Raw genomic sequence first — 22,130 nt, forward strand, 5'->3', positions numbered from 1 at the left:
TGCGGGGCTCACGTCAGGCCGAGCTCGACCACGACGGCACAGTGGTCGCTCGCCCGTGCGGCCGTCTCGCCGACGACGACGTGCGCGCCGTCGCCGGTCAGCCCGCTCGTGGCCAGGACGGCATCGATCCGGTGGACCGGAGCCTTCGCCGGGTAGGTCGGTCCTGCGCCACCCGTGAGGTCGTGCAGGTGCAGGCCGAGCCGACGACGAGCCGGGCCCCCCGGCTTCTCGTTCAGGTCGCCGGCCACGACGCACGCATCACCCGATCGGACGACGAGCAGAAGCCGGTCGAGGTGCCGTGCTCGCTCGGCCGGGTCGAGGCTCAGGTGGACGCTGACGACCCGCACACCCGCCACGTCGGCGACGGCCAGGCCGCGCCGGGTCCGCCCAGGACGCCAGCTGAGTCGCACGGCGCGGGTGCCCGTGACCCGAAGACCCTGTCGCACGAGCAGCGCCGTCGTCCTGGCGCCCGAGCCGACCACGACCGCGTCGAGACCGGCGTCGGCGGCGAGCCTTCGCAGACGCGTGCGGGCGAACGGTCCGCGTGGGGGCTCCTGGACCGCGACGACGTCGGGCACAGCGGCGCGTAGGACCGCGAGCACAGCGGCTCGATCGTCCTTGAGCTGTCGGACGTTGTACGTCATGACCCGCAGAGAGCTCCGCACCTGACCATTGTGCGCACGCACGGCCGACCCCGGACGCCGGAACACCCGGCGAGATCCACGATCGGAGCCCTCGTCGTGACGGCTGTGACGTGGGACGATGTGCCCACCGGCCACACCCGATGACATCTCGGAGCACCTCCATGCGTCTGAACCGAACCCTGGTCACCCCGCTCGCGCTGGGCAGCCTGCTGCTGCTGACCGCCTGCTCCTCCGGCACGACCACCGACGAGGGCGAGAAGGACGACCGCACCTCGGCCGTCGAGGAGACCAAGGACTCGGCGACCGCCGACCCGACGAAGGAGGCGGCTGCGGACGAGGACACCGACGCCGCCGACGTCACCTCGGAGGGTCCCGCGTGCCTGGTCGGGTCGTGGGAGGTCGACATCGACGCCCTGCGCGAGAACACCCTCGGCGGCCCCGAGATGGCCGGCCTCGGCGCGGAGATCACCGTCAGCGGGGAGTCCTGGGTCGAGATCGACGCCTCGACCATGAACACCGAGTACCGCGACCAGCTGACCGAGGTCTCGATGACCATCGAGGAGCAGACGATCCTCAGCCGGACGACGTACAACGGAGTCTCGACGTCCTCCTACACCGCCACCGACACCGCGCTCACCGTGAGCGACGTCGACATCTCCGCCCTGGAGATCTCGAGCACCTCGATCGTCAACGGCGAGGAGATGGAGGTCCCCGGCCTGGGCGACGCGGAGTCCCTGGGGATCGAGCTGGGCGGGGTCTCGACGTACACCTGCAACGGTGACGAGCTGCGCATCACCCCGCAGGTCGAGGGCATGGACGTCTCGTCGTTCGTCCAGGTGCTGCACCGCCGCTGACCCGCCCGATCCGCTGACCCGCTGACCCACTGAACCTCAGAGCCCGGCGAGCACCGCTCACACCAGGTGCGCCTCGTGCTCGAACCGGCCCTCACGGTCGACCTTCGCAGCCCGCAGCCGGGAGACCAGGACAGCTCCGAACGCGACCAGCGCTGCTCCGGTCGCGATGGCGACCCGCAGCCCGTGGTTGGCGCCGTCGCCGACGCTGATCTGCACGACCGCCGGGGCGATGAGCAGCGCGACCAGGTTCATCACCTTGATCAGCGGGTTGATCGCCGGACCTGCGGTGTCCTTGAACGGGTCCCCCACGGTGTCGCCGATGACGACTGCGGCATGCGCCTCGGAGTTCTTGCCGCCGTACCTGCCGTCCTCGACGATCTTCTTCGCGTTGTCCCAGGCACCACCGGCATTGGCCAGGAACACCGCCATCAGGACCCCGGTGCCGATCGCACCTGCGAGGAACCCGGCGAGCGGGCCCACGCCCAGGCCGAAGCCGACGGCGATCGGTGCGAACGCCGCGAGCAGACCGGGTGTCGCGAGCTCGCGCAACGAGTCGCGCGTGCAGATGTCGACGACCTTGCCGTACTCGGGCCGCACCTCGCCGGTCATGATCCCGGGGTGCTCGCGGAACTGGCGACGCACCTCGAAGACGATCGCGCCGGCCGCCCGGGTCACCGCGTCGATCGCCAGGCCGGAGAACAGGAAGACAGTCGCCCCGCCGAGGATCACGCCGACGAGCGTGATCGGGGAGATGATCGAGTAGTTGAGCATGGCCGTGACCAGCGCGCTGTTCGCGGCCGTGTCCCCGACCTCGGCGAGCGCCTTGCCGACCGCGTCCGCGTAGGAGCCGAACAGCGCCGTCGCCGCGAGCACGGCGGTCGCGATCGCGATCCCCTTGGTGATCGCCTTCGTGGTGTTCCCGACCGCGTCCAGGTCCGTCAGGATCTGCGCACCCTCCGCCGTCACGTCGCCCGACATCTCGGCGATCCCCTGCGCGTTGTCGCTGACCGGGCCGAAGGTGTCCATGGCGACGATCACGCCGACGGTCGTCAGCAGTCCGCAGCCGGCGAGCGCGATGAGGAACAGGGCCAGCCACACGGAGCCACCGGCCAGCAGGAACGCGCCGCAGATCGCCGCCGCGATGATGCCGGCGGTGTAGACCGCCGACTCGAGGCCGACGCCGATCCCGGAGAGGACGACCGTCGCCGCCCCGGTCAGCGAGGTCCGCGCGACGTGCAGGGTCGGCTTGGACGTGGTGCCCGTGAAGTAGCCGGTGACCCACAGGATGATGCCGGCCAGGACCACACCGATCGCGACCGCCCCGGCCGCGACCAGGCGCGGGTCGCCGGGGTGGCTCTCCAGCCCGGCGGTGCCGCCGGCGAGCTCGGCGAAGGTGGCCGGCAGGTAGACGTAGGCAGCGGTGGCGGCGAGCACCGCTCCGACCAGGGCAGAGGTGTAGAAGCCGCGGTTGATCGCCGCCAGCCCGCTCTCCGAGCCGCGCACCCGGGTGATCAGCACGCCCATCACGGCGACGAAGGCACCGACGGCCGTGACGATGAGCGGGAAGACGAGCCCGCGCTCCCCGAAGGCGGCCTTGCCGAGGATGAGCGCTGCCACGAGCGTCACCGCGTAGGACTCGAAGAGGTCGGCAGCCATGCCGGCGCAGTCACCGACGTTGTCACCGACGTTGTCGGCGATCGTCGCGGCGTTGCGGGGGTCGTCCTCCGGGATGTTGTGCTCGACCTTGCCCACCAGGTCGGCACCGACGTCCGCCGCCTTGGTGAAGATGCCGCCACCGACGCGCATGAACATCGCCAGGAGCGCCGCGCCGAAGCCGAAGCCCTCGAGCACGACGGGTGCGTCGCCCTTGTAGATCAGGACGACGGACGAGGCACCGAGCAGGCCGAGCCCGACGACGGACATGCCGACGACCCCACCGGTACGGAACGCGATGCGCGAGCCCTCGGCCCGCCCGCCCGGCAGCGAGGCAGCCGCGGCGACCCGCACGTTCGCGCGGGTCGCGAGCCACATCCCGAGGTACCCGATCGCCGCGGAGAAGCCCGCACCGAGCAGGAAGAAGACCGAGCGTCCCACCTTGATGCCGGCATCACCGGGCAGCAGGAACAGGAGCGCGAAGACCAGGACGGCGAACAGGACGAGGGTCTTGAACATCCGGTTCAGGTAGGCGTGCGCGCCCTCCTGGACGGCCTGGGCGATCTCCTGCATGCGTGGCGTGCCCTCGCCTGCCGCGAGCACCTGTCGGCGCAGGACCAGGGCGAAGACGAGCGAGACGACCGCGATGGCGGCGATCACGCTCACGATGGTGAGGCTCGAGGTTCCGAGCGAGGGCATCCGTCCTCCTTGACCTAGGTGCGGACGGCGACTCTGCCGTCCGCATGCGACCCCCCTGAGCCGCAGACGGGCGCAGTCTACGGGTGTCGTGCCCCAACGTTCCCGCGGCCCCGGACGTCATGATGATCGAGGGCGGGGAGCGGTGACGCGTCGACGCGTGACCGCCGGTCGAGAGGACACCGATGGCGGCGTGGGAGAGCTCCCTCGACGAGCTGGTCCGGTCCCGCGGGTCGGCCCTCGTCGGGTACGCGTACCTGCTCTGCGGTGACCGGCGTGAGGCCGAGGACCTCGTCCAGGACGCCCTTGTCAAGACCTTCTCGCGCGGACGGAGCGGCTTCGAGCCGGCCAGCGTCGAGGGATACGTCCGGCGGGCCGTGCTGACCACCTACGTCGACGGCTTCCGTCGACGGCGGCGCTGGGCTGCCGTGCGCCATCTCGTGGCACCGGACGACGTCGGGCCCGGGCCGGAGGCGTCCACCGCCGACCGGATCGACGTCCGGTCCGCGCTCGCGGCGCTCAGCCCGCGGGAACGGGCCTGCATCGTGCTGCGCTTCTACGAGGACCTGACCGTCCCGGCGATCGCCGAGGCCCTCGCGCTGAGCCAGGGGTCGGTCAAGCGGTACCTCTCCGACGGGGTGCACCGCATGGAAGGGCTGCTCGGACCCATGCCGAAGGCCCACGCCGCCGCAACCGAACAGGGCGCGGACGGTATCGACGTCGTCGAGATCGTGACCGGAGGGAGGACCCGATGAACATCGACCTGGAGGACTCGCTGGCCGAGCTGGCCCGGTCTGTCGGCGACGGCGCCACCGCGCGGATGACCGGTCAGGTGCACCGCATGGTGAGCCAGGTCCGGCGGCGACGGGCGACGCGGTACGCGGCGCAGGGCGCCGTGGGCATCGGCGCGGCAGCGGCAGTGGCCTTCGGCGGGATCCAGCTCGCCGGACGGACCGGGACGCCCGACCCGGCAGCCACCACCGATCCGTTCGACGTGGACGACGTGGACACGGTGCGGTCGCTCTGTGGTGAGCCGGCACCCACCACACCGGCGGTCACCGCCGAGGCCTCCGCCACCTGGCACCTCACCGGCGAGCTCTCGTCGCCGGTGCCCGCCGGCGCGGCGGTCGAGGTCTCGACGACGCTCGTCGACGGCGAGTCCCGGCTCGTGACCCAGGGCGAGGCGACGACCGTCTCGCTCACGCTCATGGTGGTCGCGGACGGGGTCGTCGTCGCCCAGACGACGACCGCCTACCCGGACGACCCGGCCGAGCGGCCCGGATCCGACCCTCAGGACTACGTGATCTCGAGGGACGTCCACGACTTCATCGCGTGCGGTTCGGGCTCCGCAGGCGACGCGCTGCCGGCCGGTGAGTACACGCTCGTCGCCGAGCAGGCGCTCCTGCTCGCCGACGGCACGACACCCGTCGAGGTGACCGGGGGCCCGTGGCCGTTCACGATCACCGAGGCGGACCCGGACGCCGTCGCCGAGGCCGAGGCCGCCGCCGCGCAGCGGGCGGTCGAGGCGATGCTCGCCCAGGACCAGCTCCGGGCGCAGCAGGCGGTCGACGCGATCCTGGCCGAAGCAGCCACCTGGGGCGTCGAGTCCCCCGGCTGCGGCTGGGCGGTCGAAGCCGACCCGGCCTCGCCGCTGGCCCTGACGATCGTCAGCGACGCCACCACGTCCGTCGGCGGCGCCTTCCTCCAGCTCGAGGCCGACCTGACGACGATCGACGGCGCCCACGTGATCGGCAACGCAGGCAGTCGGGTGGCGCGTCTCGTGCTGGCCCGCAACGGCGTCGTCGTCGGAGCGACCTACTGGGACCCGGCGGACTCCACCCCGGTCGACGTCGGCCCGGACTCGCCGATGACCCTGCCCCTGGTCGGCCACCTCGACGTCTGCAGCCGGCACCTGACCCAGCCGACCGACAACACCGCCGGCCCGGCTCTGCCGCCGGGGACGTACCAGGCCCACGCGGTTCTGGACGTGATGCTCAAGGAGGTCACCACCGCCGACGGCGAGGCGACGTCGCGCAGCGACCTGGTGCGGGCCGTGAGCGAGCCGTTCGACGTCACGGTGACCGCACCGACCGCACCGTGACCCTCCTGCCGGTCGGCGCGCGCCTGGGCCTCGCTCGGTCGCTCAGGCTCGCTCGCTGACGTCACCGCCCCAACGTTCCGGGGTCCTGCGGTGTCTCGAGGGTGAAGGATGTGACCGGTCGGACGGACGGGGGCGCCGGTGGCGGGCGACGACAGGCTCGAGACGCTCGCTCGCGAGCGCGGCCCTGCCCTCGTCGGGTACGCCTACCTGCTGACTCGTGACCTGCACTCCGCGCAGGACCTCGTCCAGGAGTCGATGGTCCGCACGTTCTCGCGGACCCACCGGGGCCAGGACGTCGTGTCGCTCGAGGCGTACGTGCGGCGCGCGATCCTCAACGCGTACCTCAACACCCACCGGTCCCGCGGTCGCTGGGCCCTCGTCAGGCACCTGGCCGTCGACTCGCGGCGCCCCGAGGCGCCCGAGACCGTCGCGACGGACCGGGTCGACGTCCTGGCAGCGCTCAGCCGGCTGTCACCCCGCGAGCGCGCCTGCATCGTCCTGCGGCACGTCGAGGACCTGACCGTGCCGGAGATAGCCGCGCGGCTGAGCGTCAGCGAGGGCGCCGTCAAGCGCTACCTCTCCGACGCACGCACACGGCTCGCGCCGCTGCTGGCGACCGACGACGCGGCCCTCGAGGACGTCGTCACGACACGAGAGGCGAAGCGATGAGCGACGACGTCGCCGACGGGCTCCGCGAGCTCGCCGCAGATGCCGGCACAGCCCACGCGGCCGGCGGCGGCTTCCCGACGGCGGCGATGGCCCGGCGCGCGCGACGCAACCGCCGTGTGCGCGGCACGGCCACCGCGGTCGCGGCGACGCTGACCACCACCGGTGTGGTGCTGGCTGGCGTCGCCGTCGCCGGTCTGCGCCACGACGACAGCCTGGTCGCCGACCCGTGGGTCGCCGACCAGTGGGACGTCGACTACTCGGCCTGCGGGCTGTCGCTCGACGAGCTCGGCTGGCGCTCGCAGGCGCAGGGACCGGCCGTCCTCGCGGCGACCTCGTCCGGCGACGGCACCGACTGGGGCGCCCGGTCGGACGCCGCCGGGAACCTCACCGTGACAACCGTCCTGGTGTCCTCGGCGACCGACGCCCGGCTCACACTCGTCGCTCCCCGGCCGGACTTCGTCATCCAGTCGGCCGGCGGAGGCGTCGTCGTCGGTGTCCTGGGCGCGCCGGCAGGGCAGGAGCCTGCCGAGGGGCTCGTCCCGCCGGCCACGACCCCGCACGTCACCGCGGCGCCGATGTACTCGTGCGCAGCCGCCGACGGCCGCACGGCGCTCGAGGCCGGTGACTACGTGCTGGCCGGGTCGCAGCAGGCCGTGTTCGAGGACCCGGACGGGACGGAGCGCACGTACCTCGCCCAGTCGCAGCAGCGGCTTGACGTGCCCTCGGCGACGCCGTCCGAGGGGCCGAGCGTCGCGGCACCACCCATCGCGGCACCAACTGTCGAGGTCACCGCCGGGCCGGGCCCGACCCTCGCCGACCTCCCGGTCGAGGTCCCGCTCGTGGTCGAGCGCCTGCTCCGGATCGAGGCGGTCGACGACGCGACGTGGCAGGTCACTGTGGAGTTCGACGACCGCGACGGGTACGCCCGGGCCCGCGCGGCGCTCGTCGATGCGGGGTTCGCGGTGGACGGCGAGGAGACCTCGGCCGACCGGCCCTTCTGGTCGTTCGGAACGTTCAGCAGCCCGCGGTACACGGTGACCCTCGACGTCTCCAACGAGACCGGTGGCGGCTTCCTGGGGGACTACCTGATCACGACCCGGTGACGTCCATGTCCCGGGCCTGTGCTCCCGGGCCTGTGCTCCTGGGCCCGTGCTCCTGGGCCCGTGCTCCTGGGCCCGTGCTCCTGGGCCCGTGCTCCGGGGACTCTTCCCCGGGCCGCACGGCATCGCGCGCCGCTACAACGTTCTGGCACCGTCGCCCGTCAGTGCGGTAGATGATCAGTGCGGTAGCTGATCAGGGCAGGTCGGAGACTGGGGGCGGGATGGCACAGAGCGGGGACCACGGTCTCGCGGAGCTGGTCAGCGCGCGGGGCCGGGACCTGACGGCCTACGCCTACCTGCTCTGCGGCGACCGCGCCGCGGCCCAGGACCTCGTCCAGGATGCGATCGTCAAGGTGTTCGGGCGCACCCGCGCGGGCTTCGTGCCCGATGTCGCCGAGGCGTACGTGCGGCGCACGATGCTGACCCTCTACATCGACGGGTACCGCCGTCGGCGCACCTGGGCCGGGGTGCGGCACCTCGTCGCCGAGCACCACGTCTACGGCTCGCCCGAGGCATCGGTCGTCGACCGGGTCGACCTGCGCGCGGCCCTGCGAACCCTGGCCCCGCAGGAGCGCGCCACCGTCGTGCTGCGGTTCTACGAGGACCTGACCGTCCCTGAGATCGCCGAGCGGATGGGCCTCGCCCCCGGCTCGGTCAAGCGCTACCTGAGCAACGCGCTCCACAGGCTCGAGGCGCAGCTCGGCCCCATGCCGGACCTGCAGCTCGACGACACGATCGTCGTCGACGTGCCGCGGCGCGTCTCCGTCATCGCTGACCCCGAAGGAGGGCGACTGTGAACCACGACCTGCGGCGGGACCTGCACGACCTCAGCCAGAGCGAGCGCCCGTTCCTCGACGACCTGCCGATCGTGCTGCTGCAGAAGCGGGCGCACCGGTCCCGCGTGCGGCGCACGGCGACGTACTCGGCCGTCGGTGCAGGCGCAGCGGCCGCCGTCGTCTTCGGTGGGATCGCCGGCGCCGCAGCCCTGCGCGACCGCGACGCCCGGCCGGAGCCCCCGGTCGCGCCGCAGCCGACCCCGACCGAGACCAGCCTGCCCGGTCCGACCGCGGCGCCGACCCTCACGCCCACGCCCACCCTCACACCGACCGAGGCGGCCTGGCAGCCAGGGTGGGAGGCGTGCGGCGAGATCCTCACCTATGACTCGTTCGACGTCGTCGACGACGACGACACCTCCTGGTACGTCTGGTCGGACACGTACCCGATCACGTCCGCGGTCGGCGAGCCGTTCCCAGCCGAGCTGCTCCTGGGGTCGAGCAACACGCAGGACGAGACTGTCGAGGCGCGGGTCGTCGACGTCGCGGCGGCCAGGTTCGACGAGGCCACCTACAGCTACGAGGTCGTCGGCATCGCGGCGCACGCTCTGAGCAGCAGGACGCAGGGACTGGTCCCATCGAGCCGAGGCGACGACGCATGGCTGCCCCTCGAGCCGTTCGAGGAGCGGATCACCTCGTGCGAGGCGTCGCCGCTCGCGGGTGGCGACGGCTGGCTCGACGTGCCCCTGCCGGACGACGCGTACACCCTGCTGGTCACCGTCGAGGTGACCAAGGCCGACGGCGAGGTCGTCATGGTCAGGTACCCCGCCGGGGAGATCGGGGAGCCTGACGCCGTCGAGGAGCCAGAGCCCTCAGGTCCGGTGACCCTGGTGCCGGGCCCGGAGGTCATCGCCGTGGGTACGCCCACGCGCTTCGGCTGGGACATGACCAGGAACAGCCGGTCCTTGTCCGCGGCAGAGCAGGCCACCTGGTGCGGCAAGAGCGCCGCCGAGACGGGCATCATCCAGGAGAACCCTGGGGAGGTCGTCGGCATGCCGCTGTCGTCGACGAGCACCGCGTTCATCGAGAACGGCGAGCTGATCCTCCGGACGGCGGTGACGAACAACGGGCTCGCGGAGTCCGGCGGCACCCTCACGTACGCGATCGCCCACGTGCTCCGCGACGGCCGCATCGTCGCCTGGGCGGAACCCGGGCTACTGGCCACCCCGGTCGCGGAGTGGCCCACCGGCGCGACGGTGGAGCTCGACATGTCGGTCGGGCCCTGGACATGCACCTTCATGGGCGGGGAGGTGTGGCCGGCCGGGACGTATGAGGTCCACTCGGCAGCGACCTTCGTGCTGCCCACCAGTCCGCGGAGCGACGGCTACCCGCCGATGTACGGCATCTCCAACGACGTCTTCACCTTCACCATCGAGTGACGCAGGACCCACCGAGCGCAGGCGCACAACGTTCGGCCGTGACCGGTCGTCCTTGACTGCAGGAGGCGGGCACCGGATCCGCCGGCAAGGGGGCACGCGCGATGGCGGACCGGTGGCGGCAACGGGCCGACGACGACGAACCACCTCGCCGTCGGCGGACCCTTCCCGACCGTCTGGGAGGACGCCGGCCGGGTGGAGCGGGTCGACTTCCTCACACCCGGGCCGCGCACCAGCGGCGGTGTCGGGGTGGGCTCGACGCTCGACGAGCCGCTCGCGGCAGACCCGGAGGCGCGGCTCCTGGCCGGCCCCGAGGGCGAGCCCCTGGAGCTGTGGGGCTTCTCCGACACCTCCGGCACTGTGGTCTTCGAGGTGCTGACCGACGCGTTCGAGTCCGACGTGGCACCCGGCACGATCGTCTCGGTCGCGATCCTTGCGGCGGACCACCCCTACGGCCTGCCGACCGACTACCCGCTCGGCTACTCCCCGGCCTACGAAGGCGACGTGTGCGGCTGATCAGGCTCACAGCGCCCGACGGCGTCGCAGACCAGGAAGCCGTCACGGGCCGGTAGGCCGTCACGGGCCAGTGGGTCGTCACAGACCCGTAGGCCGACGCCCCACAACCTCCCGCACCGTTCGAGCGTCAAGGCAGTAGGTGCACCGCGAGGATGGTGCACAGGGGCGACGGTCGAGGGTGGGACACCGTGAGCAGGGCAGGCGCAGCATGAACAGGCGGGACGAGGTCGTGGCAACCCTCGCGCGCGAGCGCTGGGGGGCGCTGGTGGGGTACGCCTACCTGCTGACCGGGAGCGTCGGCGATGCGGAGGACCTTGTCCAGGACGCACTGGTCAAGGTCGTCGTCCGCGGCCGCGACGGCACGGACGTGCAGGCCGTCGAGGCCTACGTGCGGCAGGCGGTGATGTCGACCTTCCTCGACGGGTACCGCAGACGCGTCCGCTGGGCGCGGGTCCGGACGCTCGTCGCCGCCGAGGGCCGCGACCGGACCGGCCGTGACCCCGCCCTGGCCACCGCGAACCAGGTCGATGTGCGAGCCGCGCTGGCCGGGCTGTCGCCCCGCGAACGGGCCTGCGTCGTGCTGCGGCACATGGACGACCTCTCGGTCGCCGAGACGGCCGAGCGGCTCGGCGTGAGCGTCGGGGCGGTCAAGCGGTACACGAGCGACGGCATGACGCGGCTCGAGGGAGTGCTCGGCCCGATCGCCGACCCGCACCCGAACGCTTCGGCGGGCACGAGCACGACGACTGTCGAGAGGACGGTGACCCGATGATCGATCTGCGCGACGCCCTGTCGGGCATCCAGGACGCAGCAGGCGACGCCGGCGGGCCCGCCCCGACCGAGGCGATCCTCGCGCGCCGGCGACGTCGCCGGGCCGCCAGGGCGATCGGCGGGACTCTCGTCGGCGCGGCGGTGATCGGTGCCGTCGTGCTCGTCGCCCCGTCCCTCCTCGGCCCGGTCGAGGTGCTGCCGCCGGTCGTCACCGAGAGCCCGTCGCCCTCCCCCGAGCCCAGCACGACGCCCGATCCGACACCCGGCACACCCGAGACACCCGAGACACCGAGCCCGGATGCCGAACCCGCCACCGACCCGACGACGTCGACCATGCCGCTCAAGGACCCGTCGACGCGGTTCGACGGCGCCGTCTCGATCGTCTCCGCCATCCCGGACTCCGAGGACTCCCTGGCGGACGGCGACTACTTCGGGTTCCTGCACGGGGCCGACGCCGCTGCCCGGACCGTCTCGGTCGACATCGGGATCTTCTACGGCGGCGAGGCGGCCGACGAGTACGTCCGGGTGAACGAGCCCGAGTTCTGGGCGGCGGAGGGTGGCACCGTCCCGAACGGCTACTTCATCGTCAACGACGTCGAGCGCGTCCGCGAGATCCCGGTGTCCCCCGACGTGACGGTGGCCAACTGGTGCTTCAGCGACGGGCTCGACGTCATCAGCCGCGACTTCGCGCAGTGGGCGACGGCGACCCGCGTCGACATGCAGACCTGCGACGACCCCGACCCGACCGTCTGGCAGGGCAACGACCTGTACTGGTTCGACGTCCGGGACGGCGTCGTCATGCAGATCGTCGGGCAGTACGTGCCATGAGTCCCGTGCGCCTCCGCACCGCTACAACGATCCGGGGTCGGTGAGCGTTAGGTCAGTGAGATGTCGGTGCGGAGCCACAGCTGACCCCGCGCCTGAGCCGCGAAGGGCCGGACGATGCCGGAGCACCAGCGCGATCGCACAGTGGCCGACCTGGCACGTGATCGGGGGCCCGCTCTGACGAGCTACGCCTACCTGCTCACCGGGGACGTGGCCGCAGCACAGGACCTCGTCCAGGACGCCTTCGTCAAGGTCTTCGTCCGATCCCGGTCGGGTCTCGGCCAGGGCGTGGCGGAGGCGTATGTCCGGCGGACCATCCTGACCCTGTTCGTCGACGGCTACCGGCGTCGTCGGCGCTGGGCCTCGGTCCGCCACCTCGTGGCCACCGAGGATCTGGGCGCCGACCCGGAGGCGTCCGTCGCGGACCGCATCGACCTGCGGGCCGCCCTGGCGACGCTCGCCCCGCAGGAGAGGGCGAGCGTCGTGCTGCGCTTCTACGAGGACCTGACCGTCCCGGAGATCGCCGAGCAGATGCAGGTCTCGGCCGGATCGATCAAGCGGTATCTCAGCAACGCCGTGCACAAGCTCGAGGTGGTCCTGGGCCCGGTCGAGGCGCCGGCCGACGACGTGGAGGTTGCCGTGCTCGCCCGGGCCCCTGCACTGCCCCCGACGTCCGCGCCGCCCGAGCGCACGACCCCCGGCACGACCACGACGACCAGGAGCCGACCATGAGCTTCAACCTCGAGCAGGGTCTGCACGACCTCGGCGACGCACCGGACGTGCGCTCGGCGACTGTCGCTGTCGACACCGTGCTCCACCGGGTGCACCGGCAGCGCGTCGTGCGCGGAACCACCTACGGCGTCGTCGGGACGGGTGCCGTGACGGCCATGGCCTTCGGGGGCCTCGCTCTCGCGCAGCACGACCGTCAGACTCCGGTCGAGCCGGTCGTCGTGCCCACGCCGACGGTCACCGTGACACCGACGCCGACGACCACGCCGACGCCCGGCCCGAGCCCGACGCCCTCCACCACACCCTCCACCGCAGCGGGCTCGTGGCAGCTGGAATGGGACCGGTGCGGCGTCGACATGAAGGACGCCCCGCTGCTGTGGGACCGGTCCGACTACTACTGGCGGCCGGCGGCCGAGGGAGCCGAGGCCGCTGTCGGTGGGCCGGCCACCGGGACGATCGCGCTCCTGAAGTCCGGCTGGTCCGAGCACGTCGACGCGCGCGTCGTCAACGGCTTCGTCGTGCAGACCGACAAGGCCACCGGGGCACGACCCGTCGTCGGCGTCGTCTCCGCGGCACCGCAGGGTCAGGCCAGCGGCGAGACCGACGTCGACGGCTTGCCGGTCGACGTGAAGGTCCGCCTGGCGTCGTGCGCAGGGCAGCCGGAGCGGACGTCGCTCGACGACGGCTTCTACGACATCTACCTCGAGACGGAGATCACCACCGCCGAGGGGACCGTCGTCACGACCTACGGGCGGCTCCCGCTGGTGGTGGGCGACCCGTACGTCGCACCGACCCTGACCACCGGCGACCCGTGGCCGACGGACTTCGGCTGGTCCACGCTGGACACCCTCCCCGCATGCGGTGCGGAGTACTGGGGGCAGAGCTCGTCGTTCGACCTCTTCCGGATCTCGGCCCACGCCCGCTACGACGGCTCGTCGGTGATCGCCGACGTGACCGGCTACAACACGGCCGGCTACGCACGCGAGGCCGCTGTGGGCGAGCCGATCCTCGTCGTGATGAAGGACGGGGTCATCGTCGCGAAGACGACCACGCGGCCGGGCGCCTTCGCCCTCGCCGACTGGACCGAGGGCGACTCCGTCACCCGGACCGTGTCGGTGCCTGCGGTGACCTGCACCGCGATCGGGGACCTGCCGGCCGGATCGCCGCTGCCCCCCGGGACGTACGGGATCACCGTGTTCCAGGACCTGTACTACCTGCCGAACCTGGACTGGACCGGGGCCATCTACGGCGGGAGCCCCCTGCTCGTCATCCCCGGGGCGCCCGATCCCGTCGTCACGGGTCCCGAGGCGACGCCGACCGCGGCACCGACCCCTGAGGTCGGTCCGACGCCCCTGGTCACCGGCCCCTGAGCGAGGCCCGTGCGACTCAGGTCGCGAGCGCCTCGTCCACTGTCGAGTGGATGGAGAAGACCTGGGTCAGGGCGGTGATCCGGAAGACCTTGAGGATCTTCTCCTGGTCGATCACGAGCTGGAGGTCACCGCCGAGCGTGCGCACCTTCTTCAGCGCACCGACGAGGACGCCGAGACCGGTCGAGTCCATGAACTTGACCTGGGTCAGGTCCACGACGAGGTCCGTGTGATCGCCGTCGATCAGCGACGCGAGCTCCTCGCGCAGTGCCGGCGCCGTGTACACATCGATCTCACCCGTGACGTCGACCACGGTCCGGTCGCCGCTCGCGCGGCTCGTGACAGACACGTCCACACCGGCCTCCTCGTCGTCTCGGGCTCCGAGAGCCCGCTCATTGAAACCAACCACGCCTGAACCCCACCACGCGGTGCCCGGTGCGTCACCCGGCCCCGCCCGTACGAATGATCGCACCTGGGCAGGCCCTGCGGGACACCAACCCGCGTGGCGTCAGGCGGATCCGGGCACCGTGGGCTCGACGGCGTCGACCACCACGTGGTCACGGACGCCCATGATGGCCAGGTTCTCCCGCAGGCGGGTGATGTCGTCGTCGGTCAGCACGGAGCGGTCGACGGTCGTGCGGACCTGCAGCTCGACGCCCGAGTCCAGCGCGAGGCGCAGGCTGGCGAAGGCCTTGTGCGCGCTGGATGCGACGCCGGTGATCGCCTTGTAGAGAGTCGCAGGGGCCTTGATCTCGAGCACGACCCGGTCCGCGAGGGAGAGCACCGCCGCGAGTCGCTGCGGGTAGGAGCCCGAGGTGTGCAGCGCGACCGGGAGCCCGATCTCGCGCATCTGCTCCATCGCGTCGGCGAGACCGTCCTGCCTGGTCGGCTCGCCACCGGAGAACACGACGCCGTCGAGCCCGCTGCGCGAGCGCATCACGACCGCGCGCACGTCCCGCCACGGGATGACGCCGGGCTGCATCGGGCTGCGCAGCTCCGGGGTCTCGCAGTAGGTGCACTCCCAGGGGCAGCCCTGGAGCAGCACCGTCAGGACGGTGCGTCCGGGCCAGTCGACCACCGACGACGCGGTCCAGCCGGCGATCTGCAGACGGTCGGCCGACCAGAGCACCTCGGGCGAGATCGAACGGAGCGGAGGCGTGGTCATGGTCCGGGGGTCCCCTCGTGAGCCGGGCAGCGCGCAGCGCGGGCTGCTCCTCCAGTGTCACGAGGGTCAGGCCGCGCGCCGCGGACCAACGTCCCTGCGGAGGCCCTCCCAGGTGTCTCATCCACGCGGTGTCTCATCCACGCGGTGTCTCATCGACGTGGTGTCTCATCGACGTGCCAGGCAATCCCAGCATGCGGAACTGGCGGGGTCGCTGGGCCGGCTGCGGCCGTCGGGGCCGCTGGGCCCGCTGCGGTCGTCGGGGCCGCCGGGCCCGGACCGGACCGGTGTGCGGTGAGTGCAGCCGCGTAGTCCGATCGGGTGCCCTCGGGCCGGACCTCCTGGAGCACGTGGTCGCGGACCCCGAGGTCACGCAGCGTCGCACCCAGACGTGCGACGTCGTCATCGTCCAGGACTGTCGGGTCCACCGTCGTGCGCACCTGGACGTCGACGCCGGAGTCCAGCACGAGGCGCAGCGAGGCGGACGCACGCTGCGCGCTCGAGCCGACGCCGGTCACCGCCCGGTACAGGTCGGCGGGCGCCTTGACGTCGAACCCGATCCAGTCCACCAGGGGCAGGATCGCGGCCAGCCGCCCGGGGTACGCGCCGCCGGTGTGCAGGCCGACGGCGAAGCCCGCCGTCCGGACCTCCGTCATCGCGTCGGCGAGCCCGGCCTGGCGGGTCGGCTCGCCACCGGAGAACACGACGCCGTCGAGCAGACCGCTGCGCCGGGCGAGCAGCCCTCGGATCGCCGACCAGGCCACGACGCCCGCGGTGCGCGGGTCGATCAGGTCCGGGTTGTGGCAGTAGGTGCACCGCCACGGGCAACCCTGCAGGAAGACCGTCGCCACCAGCCGACCCGGCCAGTCGCAGGTCGACAACGGCGTGAGTCCGGCGATCTGCAGGGTGTCCGCAGGCCTGGCCATGGTCAGCCCTCCATCCTCAGGCCCCGTCCCTGGACCGCGCTCGGCACCGGCACGAGGGCCGGGCGGACCGCGTCCTCACGGAAGGGCCGCCGCTCGGCATGCTCACCCAGCTTCCCGACGTTGAAGGAGGTCACCGGCCGGTGGTAGCCCATCACGCGGGTCCACACCTCGCAGGCGACCGGCGCAGACGAAGGATCGGCCGCCGCGCACTCGGGGCAGGTGGGCTGCTCGCCGGCGAGGTAGCCGTGCGTCGGGCAGATCGAGAAGGTCGGCGTGATCGTGATGTACGGCAGCCGGAACGCCGTCAGCGCCCGCCTGACCAGCTCACGGCAGGCGCGCGCGCTGGACATCTGCTCCGACATGTACAGGTGCAGCACGGTGCCCCCGGTGTACTTGGTCTGCAGCTCGTCCTGCCGCTCAAGGGCCTCGAACGGATCGTCCGTGAAGCCGACCGGCAGCTGGGAGGAGTTGGTGTAGTACGGGTTGGTGTCGGTGCCCGCCTGCAGGATGTCGCTGAACCTCTTGCGGTCCTCCTTGGCGAACCGGTAGGTCGTGCCCTCGGCCGGCGTCGCCTCGAGGTTGTACAGGTGGCCCGTCGCCTCCTGGAACTCCACCATCCGGGCGCGGACGTGGTCGAGCACCCGGACGGCCAGGGCATGGCCCGACGCGGTGCTGATGTCGTGCTCGTCGCCGGTGTGGTTGCGGATCATCTCGTTGAGGCCGTTGACGCCGATCGTCGAGAAGTGGTTGCGCAGGGTGCCGAGGTACCGCTTCGTGTACGGGAAGAGCCCCTCGTCGATGTACCGCTGGATGACCTTCCGCTTGACCTCGAGGGAGTCCCTCGCCAGCTCGAGGAGCCGGTCGAGCGCCCGCAGCAGAGCAGCCTCGCCGGCAGTGTCGCCGGCTGCCTCGGCGCGGGGGTGCAGGTAGCCCAGCCGGGCGCAGTTGATGGTGACGACGCCGAGCGAACCGGTCTGCTCGGCCGAGCCGAACAGGCCGTTGCCGCGCTTGAGCAGCTCCCGCAGGTCCAGCTGCAGCCGGCAGCACATCGAGCGGATCTGGTTCGGCTCGAGCTCGGAGCTGATGAAGTTCTGGAAGTACGGCAGCCCGTAGCGGGCCGTCATCTCGAAGAGCCGCTCGCTGTTCGCGCTCTCCCAGTCGAAGTCCTTCGTGATGTTGTACGTCGGGATCGGGAAGGTGAAGACGCGTCCGCTGGCGTCCCCGGCGGTCATCACGTCGATGTAGGCACGGTTGACCAGGTCCATCTCGGTCTGCAGGTCGCCGTAGGTGAACGCCTGCTCGACCCCGCCGATCACCGGGACCTGGTCCCGCAGGTCCGCCGGGCAGGTCCAGTCGAACGTCAGATTCGTGAAGGGTGTCTGGGTGCCCCATCGGGACGGCACGTTGAGGTTGTACACGAGCTCCTGGACGGCCTGCCGCACCTGGTCGTAGCCGAGCCCGTCGACCCGGACGAAGGGTGCCATGTAGGTGTCGAACGAGCTGAAGGCCTGCGCTCCGGCCCACTCGTTCTGCATGGTGCCGAGGAAGTTGACGATCTGTCCGACGGCCGAGCTGAGGTGCCGGGGCGGCCCGGCCTCGACCTTGCCCGGGACGCCGTTGAGACCCTCGGTCAGCAGCATGCGCAGCGACCATCCGGCGCAGTAGCCGGCGAGCATGTCCAGGTCGTGGATGTGCAGGTCGCCCTCCCGGTGCGCGCGCCCCACCTCGGGGTCGTAGACGTGCGAGAGCCAGTAGTTGGCGGTGACCTTGCCCGACGTGTTCAGGATCAGGCCGCCGAGCGAGTAGCCCTGGTTCGCGTTGGCGTTGACCCGCCAGTCACTGCGGTCCAGGTACTCGTTGATCGAGCTGCCCACCTCGACGACGGTGCGGGCGTCGCTGCGCAGCCGGGCGTGCTGCTCGCGATAGGCGATGTAGGCGCGGGCCGTGGTCGTCCAGCCACCCGCGAGCAGGGCCTCTTCGACCGCGTCCTGGACGTGCTCGACCTGCGGGTAGTCGGCCTCCTCCTGGACGAGCCGCGCCGTCACGCGCGCTCCGAGCGCCGCGGCCGCTGCGGCATCGACCTCACCGGTCGCGGCACCGGCCCGGGCGACAGCGGCCACGATCCGGTCGACGTCGAAGGCTGCGGTGGCGCCGGACCGCTTGATGACGCCGGTCGGTGCGGCCTGTGGCAGCGTCTGATCGGGCAGCACGTCGTCGGGCATGGCTCTCCTCTGTCGGTTACTGGTCTGTCGGTTACTGGTCTGTCGGTTACTGGTCTGCCTGTTGCTGCTCTGCCTGTTGCTGCTCTGCCTGTTGCTGCTCTGCCGGCTACTGCGTGGGGCGCGGACTACATCTAGTATCTGCCGGTCAATCCGGCTACTAGATGTGCCAATCTTGGCGCGGACGCTGGACTGGGCGAGGGACCTTCGTCCTCGCAACCGTGGGGCGCGCGGATCGTGGGCCGATCGTCTGCGGATCGCCCGCGAGTCCCTGCGGATCGCCGGGTGGGAGGATCGACGGGTGCCCGGCTCCGATGCGCTGCTCGAGGTTCTGCTCGCCGGCGGACGCCGTGCGGACCGGCTCACCCACGTCCGGCACATCCCTGCGCGGGCGGGGCGGACCGCGGACTGGCCGTCGTGGGCCGACCCGGCGCTCGTGCGGGGCTACCGCGCGCTCGGCGTCGACCGGCCCTGGGCGCACCAGGTCGAGGCAGCCGATGCCGCATGGTCCGGCCGGCACACCGTGCTGGCCACGTCGACCGGGTCGGGCAAGTCGCTGGCCTTCTGGCTGCCCGCCCTGAGCGCGGTCCGCGCCGACTCCGCCGCCGGGCTGCTCGACCCGGGCCGCATCGAGTCGACGCAGCGGCGCGGTTCGGTCCTCTACCTGTGCCCGACCAAGGCACTCGCGGCCGACCAGCTCGCCGGGCTCGCGCGCCTCCTGGCAGCGGCCGGTGCGACCGACCTGCGGCCCGCGACCTGCGACGGGGACTCCGACGCCGTCGAACGCCGGTGGGCGCAGGAGTACGCCGACGTCGTCCTGACGAACCCCGACTTCCTGCACTTCGCCCTGCTGCCGGGTCACCGCCGCTGGGCCCGGCTGCTGCGCTCGCTACGCTACGTCGTCGTCGACGAGAGCCACGCCTTCCGCGGGGTCTTCGGTGCGCACGTGGCCGCCGTGCTGCGTCGGCTGCGTCGGCTCGCGGCCCACCATGGTGCCGACCCGACCTTCATCCTGGCGTCCGCGACGACGTCCGACCCGGCCCAGAGCGCAGCCCGTCTGCTGGGCATCACGCCCGACGACGTCGTGGCTGTCACCGAGGACACCTCCCCGCGCGGGCGCAAGACCTTCGCCCTGTGGCAGCCACCGGTGATCCCCGGCCTCGACCCACTGCTCGGGCTGCCGCCGGACGACGACCTCGGCCCGGACGGTCCCCCGCGCGACGTGGCGCCGACCGCACCCGTGCACCGGACCGCCACCGCCGAGATGGCCGACCTGCTCACCGACCTGACCCTCGCCGGGGCGCGGACCCTGGCTTTCACGCGTTCGCGTCGCGCTGCCGAGTCGGTTGCCGCGACCACCCGCGGCCACCTCGACGAGGTGCGGCGCGGCCTCGGCGCCTCGGTCGCCGCCTATCGCGGTGGCTACCTGCCCGAGGAGCGCCGGGCCCTCGAGCGAGGGATCCGCGAGGGTGCCCTCCGGGCGCTCGCCACGACCAACGCCCTGGAGCTCGGTGTCGACATCTCCGGGCTCGACGCGGTCCTCATCGCGGGCTGGCCCGGCACCCGGGTGTCGCTGTGGCAGCAGGCGGGCCGCGCGGGCCGCGCGGGCACCGAAGGGCTGGTGGCGCTCATCGCGCGCGAAGACCCGCTCGACACGTACCTGGTCAACCACCCCGAGGCGATCTTCGACGCCCCCGTCGAGGCGACCGTCTTCGACCCGACGAACCCCTACGTGCTCGGGCCCCACCTGTGCGCAGCCGCCTCCGAGGTACCCCTGCGGGCCGACGACGTCGCCCTGTTCGGTCCGGGCACGGCACAGCTGCTGGACGTGCTCGTCGAGCGGGGCGCCCTGCGCCGGCGGAGCTCCGGGTGGTACTGGACGCACGCCGAGTCGGCCGCGGGCATGACGGACCTGCGCGGCTCCGGCGGCCAGCCCGTGCGGGTGGTCGAGGAAGGTACCGGCCGCATGCTGGGGACCGTCGACGCCGCAGCCGCCGACGCGACGGTCCACCCCGGAGCCGTCTACGTGCACCAGGGCGCGACGTTCGTCGTCCAGGACCTCGACCTCGAGGGCTCGGTGGCGATCGTCCGGGCACGGACGGTCGACTACGGCACCTGGTCCCGGTGGCTCACCTCGATCGAGATCGACGGCGTCCGCCAGGAACGCACGGCAGGGCCGGTGACCTGGGGCTTCGGGTCGGTGGACGTGACGACCCAGGTGATCAGCTATCAGAAGCGCCGGCTCCCGGAGATGACGGCCATCGGTGGCGAGATCCTCGACCTGCCCGCCAGGACCCTGGCGACCACAGCCGTGTGGTGGACGGCGCCGATGTCGCTGCTCGCCGAGGCGGGGCTCGAGGACGGCGACGTCCCGGGCTCCCTGCACGCGGCCGAGCACGCCGCCATCGGTCTCCTGCCGCTCCTGGCGACCTGCGACCGCTGGGACCTGGGTGGGGTGTCGACCGCCCTGCACGTCGACACCGAGTGCGCGACGGTCTTCGTCTACGACGGCTACCCGGGTGGGGCAGGGTTCGCGGAACGCGGCTTCCACCTCGGTGCGACCTGGCTGCGCGCGACTCGGGACGCCATCGTGGGCTGCGGCTGCTCGGCGGGCTGCCCGGCCTGCGTGCAGTCGCCCAAGTGCGGCAACGGCAACAACCCGCTGGACAAGGCCGGCGCGATCCGGCTGCTCGACGCCGTGCTGGCGCACGAGGGCTGACGAGCACACCCGCCACCGCCTGCCGACCTGGCCGGGCACCGAGCGGGCCGCGACGCGCCGGTCGGTCACCGACGCGCCGGTCGGTCACCGACGCCCACCGGCCCCCCACCATCACCGACCCGCGCCCCGGGCACTGGCCGGCCCGGCCCGGGCGATCGCGGTGGCCGTGCCGAAGCCGGCCGACCGGGACGCGATGACCTGGACGACACCGTCCGGCAGGAGCACGCACCGGACCACCACCGCCCCGTTGCGCTCGATCACCTGCCCGGCGAGGTCGCACGGACTGCCTCGATCCGCGGCTCCCGGCGCAAGGACGACCCCCGGCGGAAGAGCGATCGAGCTTGCCGCGGCGATGGCCGCCAGATCGGCAGCGGCCTGGGCAGCCGACCGCGCCGACTGGGCGCGACCGAGGACGCCCAGCGCGGCCGCCAGGACGAGGACGACCGCCAGGAGCCCGATGGCGAGGACGGAGCCGGAGCCCTGATCGTCCGCCGCGCACCGGGACGACCGACGACGCCCGACACTCGCGACCCGCAGCACCGTCACGGCTCCAGCCAGGCTGTGGAGTGCGCCGTCAGACCCAGATCGGCTGTCGTCAGCCAGGACGCCGGGACCGCTGCCGAGACCCTGACCTCGACCCAGGGCGGATCGCGGACGACCTCGACGCGCGAGGCACCGCCGGCGATCCGACGCACGACGTCGGCCACCTCCGCGTCGGACTGACCGAGTGCAGCGACCCGGGCACCGGTCCGCGCCCCGTCCGCGCACCGCAGCTGGACCGCTGTCGCCGTTGCCGTCACCAGCAGGACGGCGACGACGAGCACGACCGCAGGCAGCGCCAGCGCGAGCTCGACCGTCACAGCACCGTGGTCGCGGGGCCGGGCCGCACAGGCCGCAGGAGGTGTGCCCCGCACGCGAGATGCTTCCCTCGCGCGGTCAGCACCCCTCGGACGGACAGCAGCCCTCACAC

21 protein-coding genes are annotated in these 22,130 nt (G+C 72.3%); 13 read left to right on the forward strand and 8 right to left on the reverse strand.

From position 1 onward, the window contains the following. Positions 1-8: 8 nt before the first annotated feature. On the reverse strand, positions 9-665 hold the full coding sequence (locus K415_RS0104045) for an endonuclease/exonuclease/phosphatase family protein (RefSeq protein ID WP_197024656.1): 657 nt from the start codon (positions 663-665) through the stop codon (positions 9-11). 140 nt (positions 666-805) lie between these two features. Here K415_RS0104045 and K415_RS0104050 point away from each other — a divergent pair, with 140 nt between their 5' ends. Continuing rightward, complete coding sequence (locus K415_RS0104050; protein ID WP_024285824.1) at positions 806-1,498, forward strand: hypothetical protein; 693 nt, start codon at positions 806-808, stop codon at positions 1,496-1,498. A gap of 57 nt (positions 1,499-1,555) precedes the next feature. Here the strand turns inward: K415_RS0104050 and K415_RS0104055 are convergent, their stop codons facing one another. Then, entirely contained in the window at positions 1,556-3,850 is a 2,295-nt protein-coding gene (locus tag K415_RS0104055) for a sodium-translocating pyrophosphatase (RefSeq protein WP_024285825.1), read from the reverse strand. 182 nt (positions 3,851-4,032) lie between these two features. On the opposite strand from K415_RS0104055, the gene K415_RS0104060 reads away from it, so the two are divergent. The 11 genes from K415_RS0104060 to K415_RS0104110 all read left to right on the forward strand — a co-directional run bounded on the left by K415_RS0104060 (position 4,033) and on the right by K415_RS0104110 (position 14,137). Then, positions 4,033-4,602 carry a sigma-70 family RNA polymerase sigma factor gene (locus K415_RS0104060; RefSeq protein ID WP_024285826.1) on the forward strand — a complete coding sequence of 190 codons (570 nt, stop codon included), beginning with the start codon at positions 4,033-4,035 and terminating at the stop codon, positions 4,600-4,602. Then, the gene (locus tag K415_RS0104065; RefSeq protein ID WP_024285827.1) at positions 4,599-5,948 is read left to right on the forward strand and encodes a hypothetical protein; all 1,350 of its coding nucleotides are present in this window, start codon (positions 4,599-4,601) and stop codon (positions 5,946-5,948) included. The genes K415_RS0104060 and K415_RS0104065 overlap by 4 nt, the downstream gene beginning before the upstream one ends. A gap of 138 nt (positions 5,949-6,086) precedes the next feature. Further along, positions 6,087-6,617: an RNA polymerase sigma factor gene (locus K415_RS0104070; RefSeq protein ID WP_024285828.1), complete on the forward strand. Its 531-nt coding sequence runs from the start codon at positions 6,087-6,089 to the stop codon at positions 6,615-6,617. After that, a complete protein-coding gene (locus tag K415_RS0104075) occupies positions 6,614-7,720 on the forward strand; it encodes a hypothetical protein (RefSeq protein ID WP_024285829.1) in 1,107 nt (368 codons plus the stop codon). The genes K415_RS0104070 and K415_RS0104075 overlap by 4 nt, the downstream gene beginning before the upstream one ends. Positions 7,721-7,938: 218 nt before the next feature. Continuing rightward, positions 7,939-8,514: a sigma-70 family RNA polymerase sigma factor gene (locus K415_RS0104080; RefSeq protein ID WP_024285830.1), complete on the forward strand. Its 576-nt coding sequence runs from the start codon at positions 7,939-7,941 to the stop codon at positions 8,512-8,514. After that, positions 8,511-9,929 (forward strand): hypothetical protein, encoded by a 1,419-nt coding sequence (locus tag K415_RS0104085; protein ID WP_024285831.1) that lies wholly within the window; start codon positions 8,511-8,513, stop codon positions 9,927-9,929. Before K415_RS0104080 ends, K415_RS0104085 begins: the two co-directional genes overlap by 4 nt. A 192-nt stretch (positions 9,930-10,121) precedes the next feature. Beyond that, a complete protein-coding gene (locus K415_RS0104090) occupies positions 10,122-10,442 on the forward strand; it encodes a hypothetical protein (protein WP_024285832.1) in 321 nt (106 codons plus the stop codon). 208 nt (positions 10,443-10,650) lie between these two features. Continuing rightward, a complete protein-coding gene (locus K415_RS0104095) occupies positions 10,651-11,214 on the forward strand; it encodes a sigma-70 family RNA polymerase sigma factor (RefSeq protein ID WP_024285833.1) in 564 nt (187 codons plus the stop codon). Beyond that, the gene (locus K415_RS0104100; RefSeq protein ID WP_024285834.1) at positions 11,211-12,041 is read left to right on the forward strand and encodes a hypothetical protein; all 831 of its coding nucleotides are present in this window, start codon (positions 11,211-11,213) and stop codon (positions 12,039-12,041) included. Before K415_RS0104095 ends, K415_RS0104100 begins: the two co-directional genes overlap by 4 nt. Before the next feature lie 114 nt (positions 12,042-12,155). Further along, the gene (locus K415_RS0104105) at positions 12,156-12,770 is read left to right on the forward strand and encodes a sigma-70 family RNA polymerase sigma factor (protein ID WP_024285835.1); all 615 of its coding nucleotides are present in this window, start codon (positions 12,156-12,158) and stop codon (positions 12,768-12,770) included. Beyond that, positions 12,767-14,137 (forward strand): hypothetical protein, encoded by a 1,371-nt coding sequence (locus K415_RS0104110; protein ID WP_024285836.1) that lies wholly within the window; start codon positions 12,767-12,769, stop codon positions 14,135-14,137. Before K415_RS0104105 ends, K415_RS0104110 begins: the two co-directional genes overlap by 4 nt. Before the next feature lie 16 nt (positions 14,138-14,153). On the opposite strand, the gene K415_RS0104115 is transcribed toward K415_RS0104110, so the two are convergent. The 4 genes from K415_RS0104115 to K415_RS0104130 all read right to left on the reverse strand — a co-directional run bounded on the left by K415_RS0104115 (position 14,154) and on the right by K415_RS0104130 (position 18,444). Further along, positions 14,154-14,489: an STAS domain-containing protein gene (locus tag K415_RS0104115; RefSeq protein WP_024285837.1), complete on the reverse strand. Its 336-nt coding sequence runs from the start codon at positions 14,487-14,489 to the stop codon at positions 14,154-14,156. A gap of 153 nt (positions 14,490-14,642) precedes the next feature. Further along, positions 14,643-15,299 carry an anaerobic ribonucleoside-triphosphate reductase activating protein gene (locus K415_RS0104120; protein WP_029663120.1) on the reverse strand — a complete coding sequence of 219 codons (657 nt, stop codon included), beginning with the start codon at positions 15,297-15,299 and terminating at the stop codon, positions 14,643-14,645. 149 nt (positions 15,300-15,448) lie between these two features. Then, complete coding sequence (locus K415_RS0104125; RefSeq protein WP_081784863.1) at positions 15,449-16,222, reverse strand: anaerobic ribonucleoside-triphosphate reductase activating protein; 774 nt, start codon at positions 16,220-16,222, stop codon at positions 15,449-15,451. Between the two features lie 2 nt (positions 16,223-16,224). Then, a complete protein-coding gene (locus K415_RS0104130) occupies positions 16,225-18,444 on the reverse strand; it encodes a ribonucleoside triphosphate reductase (protein WP_081784864.1) in 2,220 nt (739 codons plus the stop codon). A 298-nt stretch (positions 18,445-18,742) separates the two neighbouring features. On the opposite strand from K415_RS0104130, the gene K415_RS0104135 reads away from it, so the two are divergent. Then, the gene (locus tag K415_RS0104135) at positions 18,743-21,160 is read left to right on the forward strand and encodes a DEAD/DEAH box helicase (RefSeq protein WP_024285841.1); all 2,418 of its coding nucleotides are present in this window, start codon (positions 18,743-18,745) and stop codon (positions 21,158-21,160) included. A 111-nt stretch (positions 21,161-21,271) separates the two neighbouring features. On the opposite strand, the gene K415_RS0104140 is transcribed toward K415_RS0104135, so the two are convergent. Together K415_RS0104140 and K415_RS0104145 are read right to left on the reverse strand one after the other, a co-directional pair. Further along, positions 21,272-21,706 carry an Rv3654c family TadE-like protein gene (locus K415_RS0104140; RefSeq protein ID WP_024285842.1) on the reverse strand — a complete coding sequence of 145 codons (435 nt, stop codon included), beginning with the start codon at positions 21,704-21,706 and terminating at the stop codon, positions 21,272-21,274. Beyond that, positions 21,703-22,020 (reverse strand): TadE family type IV pilus minor pilin, encoded by a 318-nt coding sequence (locus K415_RS0104145; protein ID WP_024285843.1) that lies wholly within the window; start codon positions 22,018-22,020, stop codon positions 21,703-21,705. The genes K415_RS0104140 and K415_RS0104145 overlap by 4 nt, the downstream gene beginning before the upstream one ends. Positions 22,021-22,130 lie beyond the last annotated feature (110 nt).

This window comes from Cellulomonas sp. KRMCY2, assembly GCF_000526515.1.
Lineage (GTDB): Bacteria > Actinomycetota > Actinomycetes > Actinomycetales > Cellulomonadaceae > Actinotalea.

Bases quoted from the DNA above. Each gene is read 5' to 3' on its own strand.
- K415_RS0104120 (WP_029663120.1), bottom strand. From the start codon at position 15,299: ATGACCACGCCTCCGCTCCGTTCGATCTCGCCCGAGGTGCTCTGGTCG.
- K415_RS0104100 (WP_024285834.1), top strand. From the start codon at position 11,211: ATGATCGATCTGCGCGACGCCCTGTCGGGCATCCAGGACGCAGCAGGC.
- K415_RS0104095 (WP_024285833.1), top strand. From the start codon at position 10,651: ATGAACAGGCGGGACGAGGTCGTGGCAACCCTCGCGCGCGAGCGCTGG.
- K415_RS0104060 (WP_024285826.1), top strand. From the start codon at position 4,033: ATGGCGGCGTGGGAGAGCTCCCTCGACGAGCTGGTCCGGTCCCGCGGG.
- K415_RS0104110 (WP_024285836.1), top strand. From the start codon at position 12,767: ATGAGCTTCAACCTCGAGCAGGGTCTGCACGACCTCGGCGACGCACCG.
- K415_RS0104080 (WP_024285830.1), top strand. From the start codon at position 7,939: ATGGCACAGAGCGGGGACCACGGTCTCGCGGAGCTGGTCAGCGCGCGG.
- K415_RS0104130 (WP_081784864.1), bottom strand. From the start codon at position 18,444: ATGCCCGACGACGTGCTGCCCGATCAGACGCTGCCACAGGCCGCACCG.
- K415_RS0104055 (WP_024285825.1), bottom strand. From the start codon at position 3,850: ATGCCCTCGCTCGGAACCTCGAGCCTCACCATCGTGAGCGTGATCGCC.
- K415_RS0104075 (WP_024285829.1), top strand. From the start codon at position 6,614: ATGAGCGACGACGTCGCCGACGGGCTCCGCGAGCTCGCCGCAGATGCC.
- K415_RS0104105 (WP_024285835.1), top strand. From the start codon at position 12,156: ATGCCGGAGCACCAGCGCGATCGCACAGTGGCCGACCTGGCACGTGAT.
- K415_RS0104065 (WP_024285827.1), top strand. From the start codon at position 4,599: ATGAACATCGACCTGGAGGACTCGCTGGCCGAGCTGGCCCGGTCTGTC.
- K415_RS0104125 (WP_081784863.1), bottom strand. From the start codon at position 16,222: ATGGCCAGGCCTGCGGACACCCTGCAGATCGCCGGACTCACGCCGTTG.
- K415_RS0104050 (WP_024285824.1), top strand. From the start codon at position 806: ATGCGTCTGAACCGAACCCTGGTCACCCCGCTCGCGCTGGGCAGCCTG.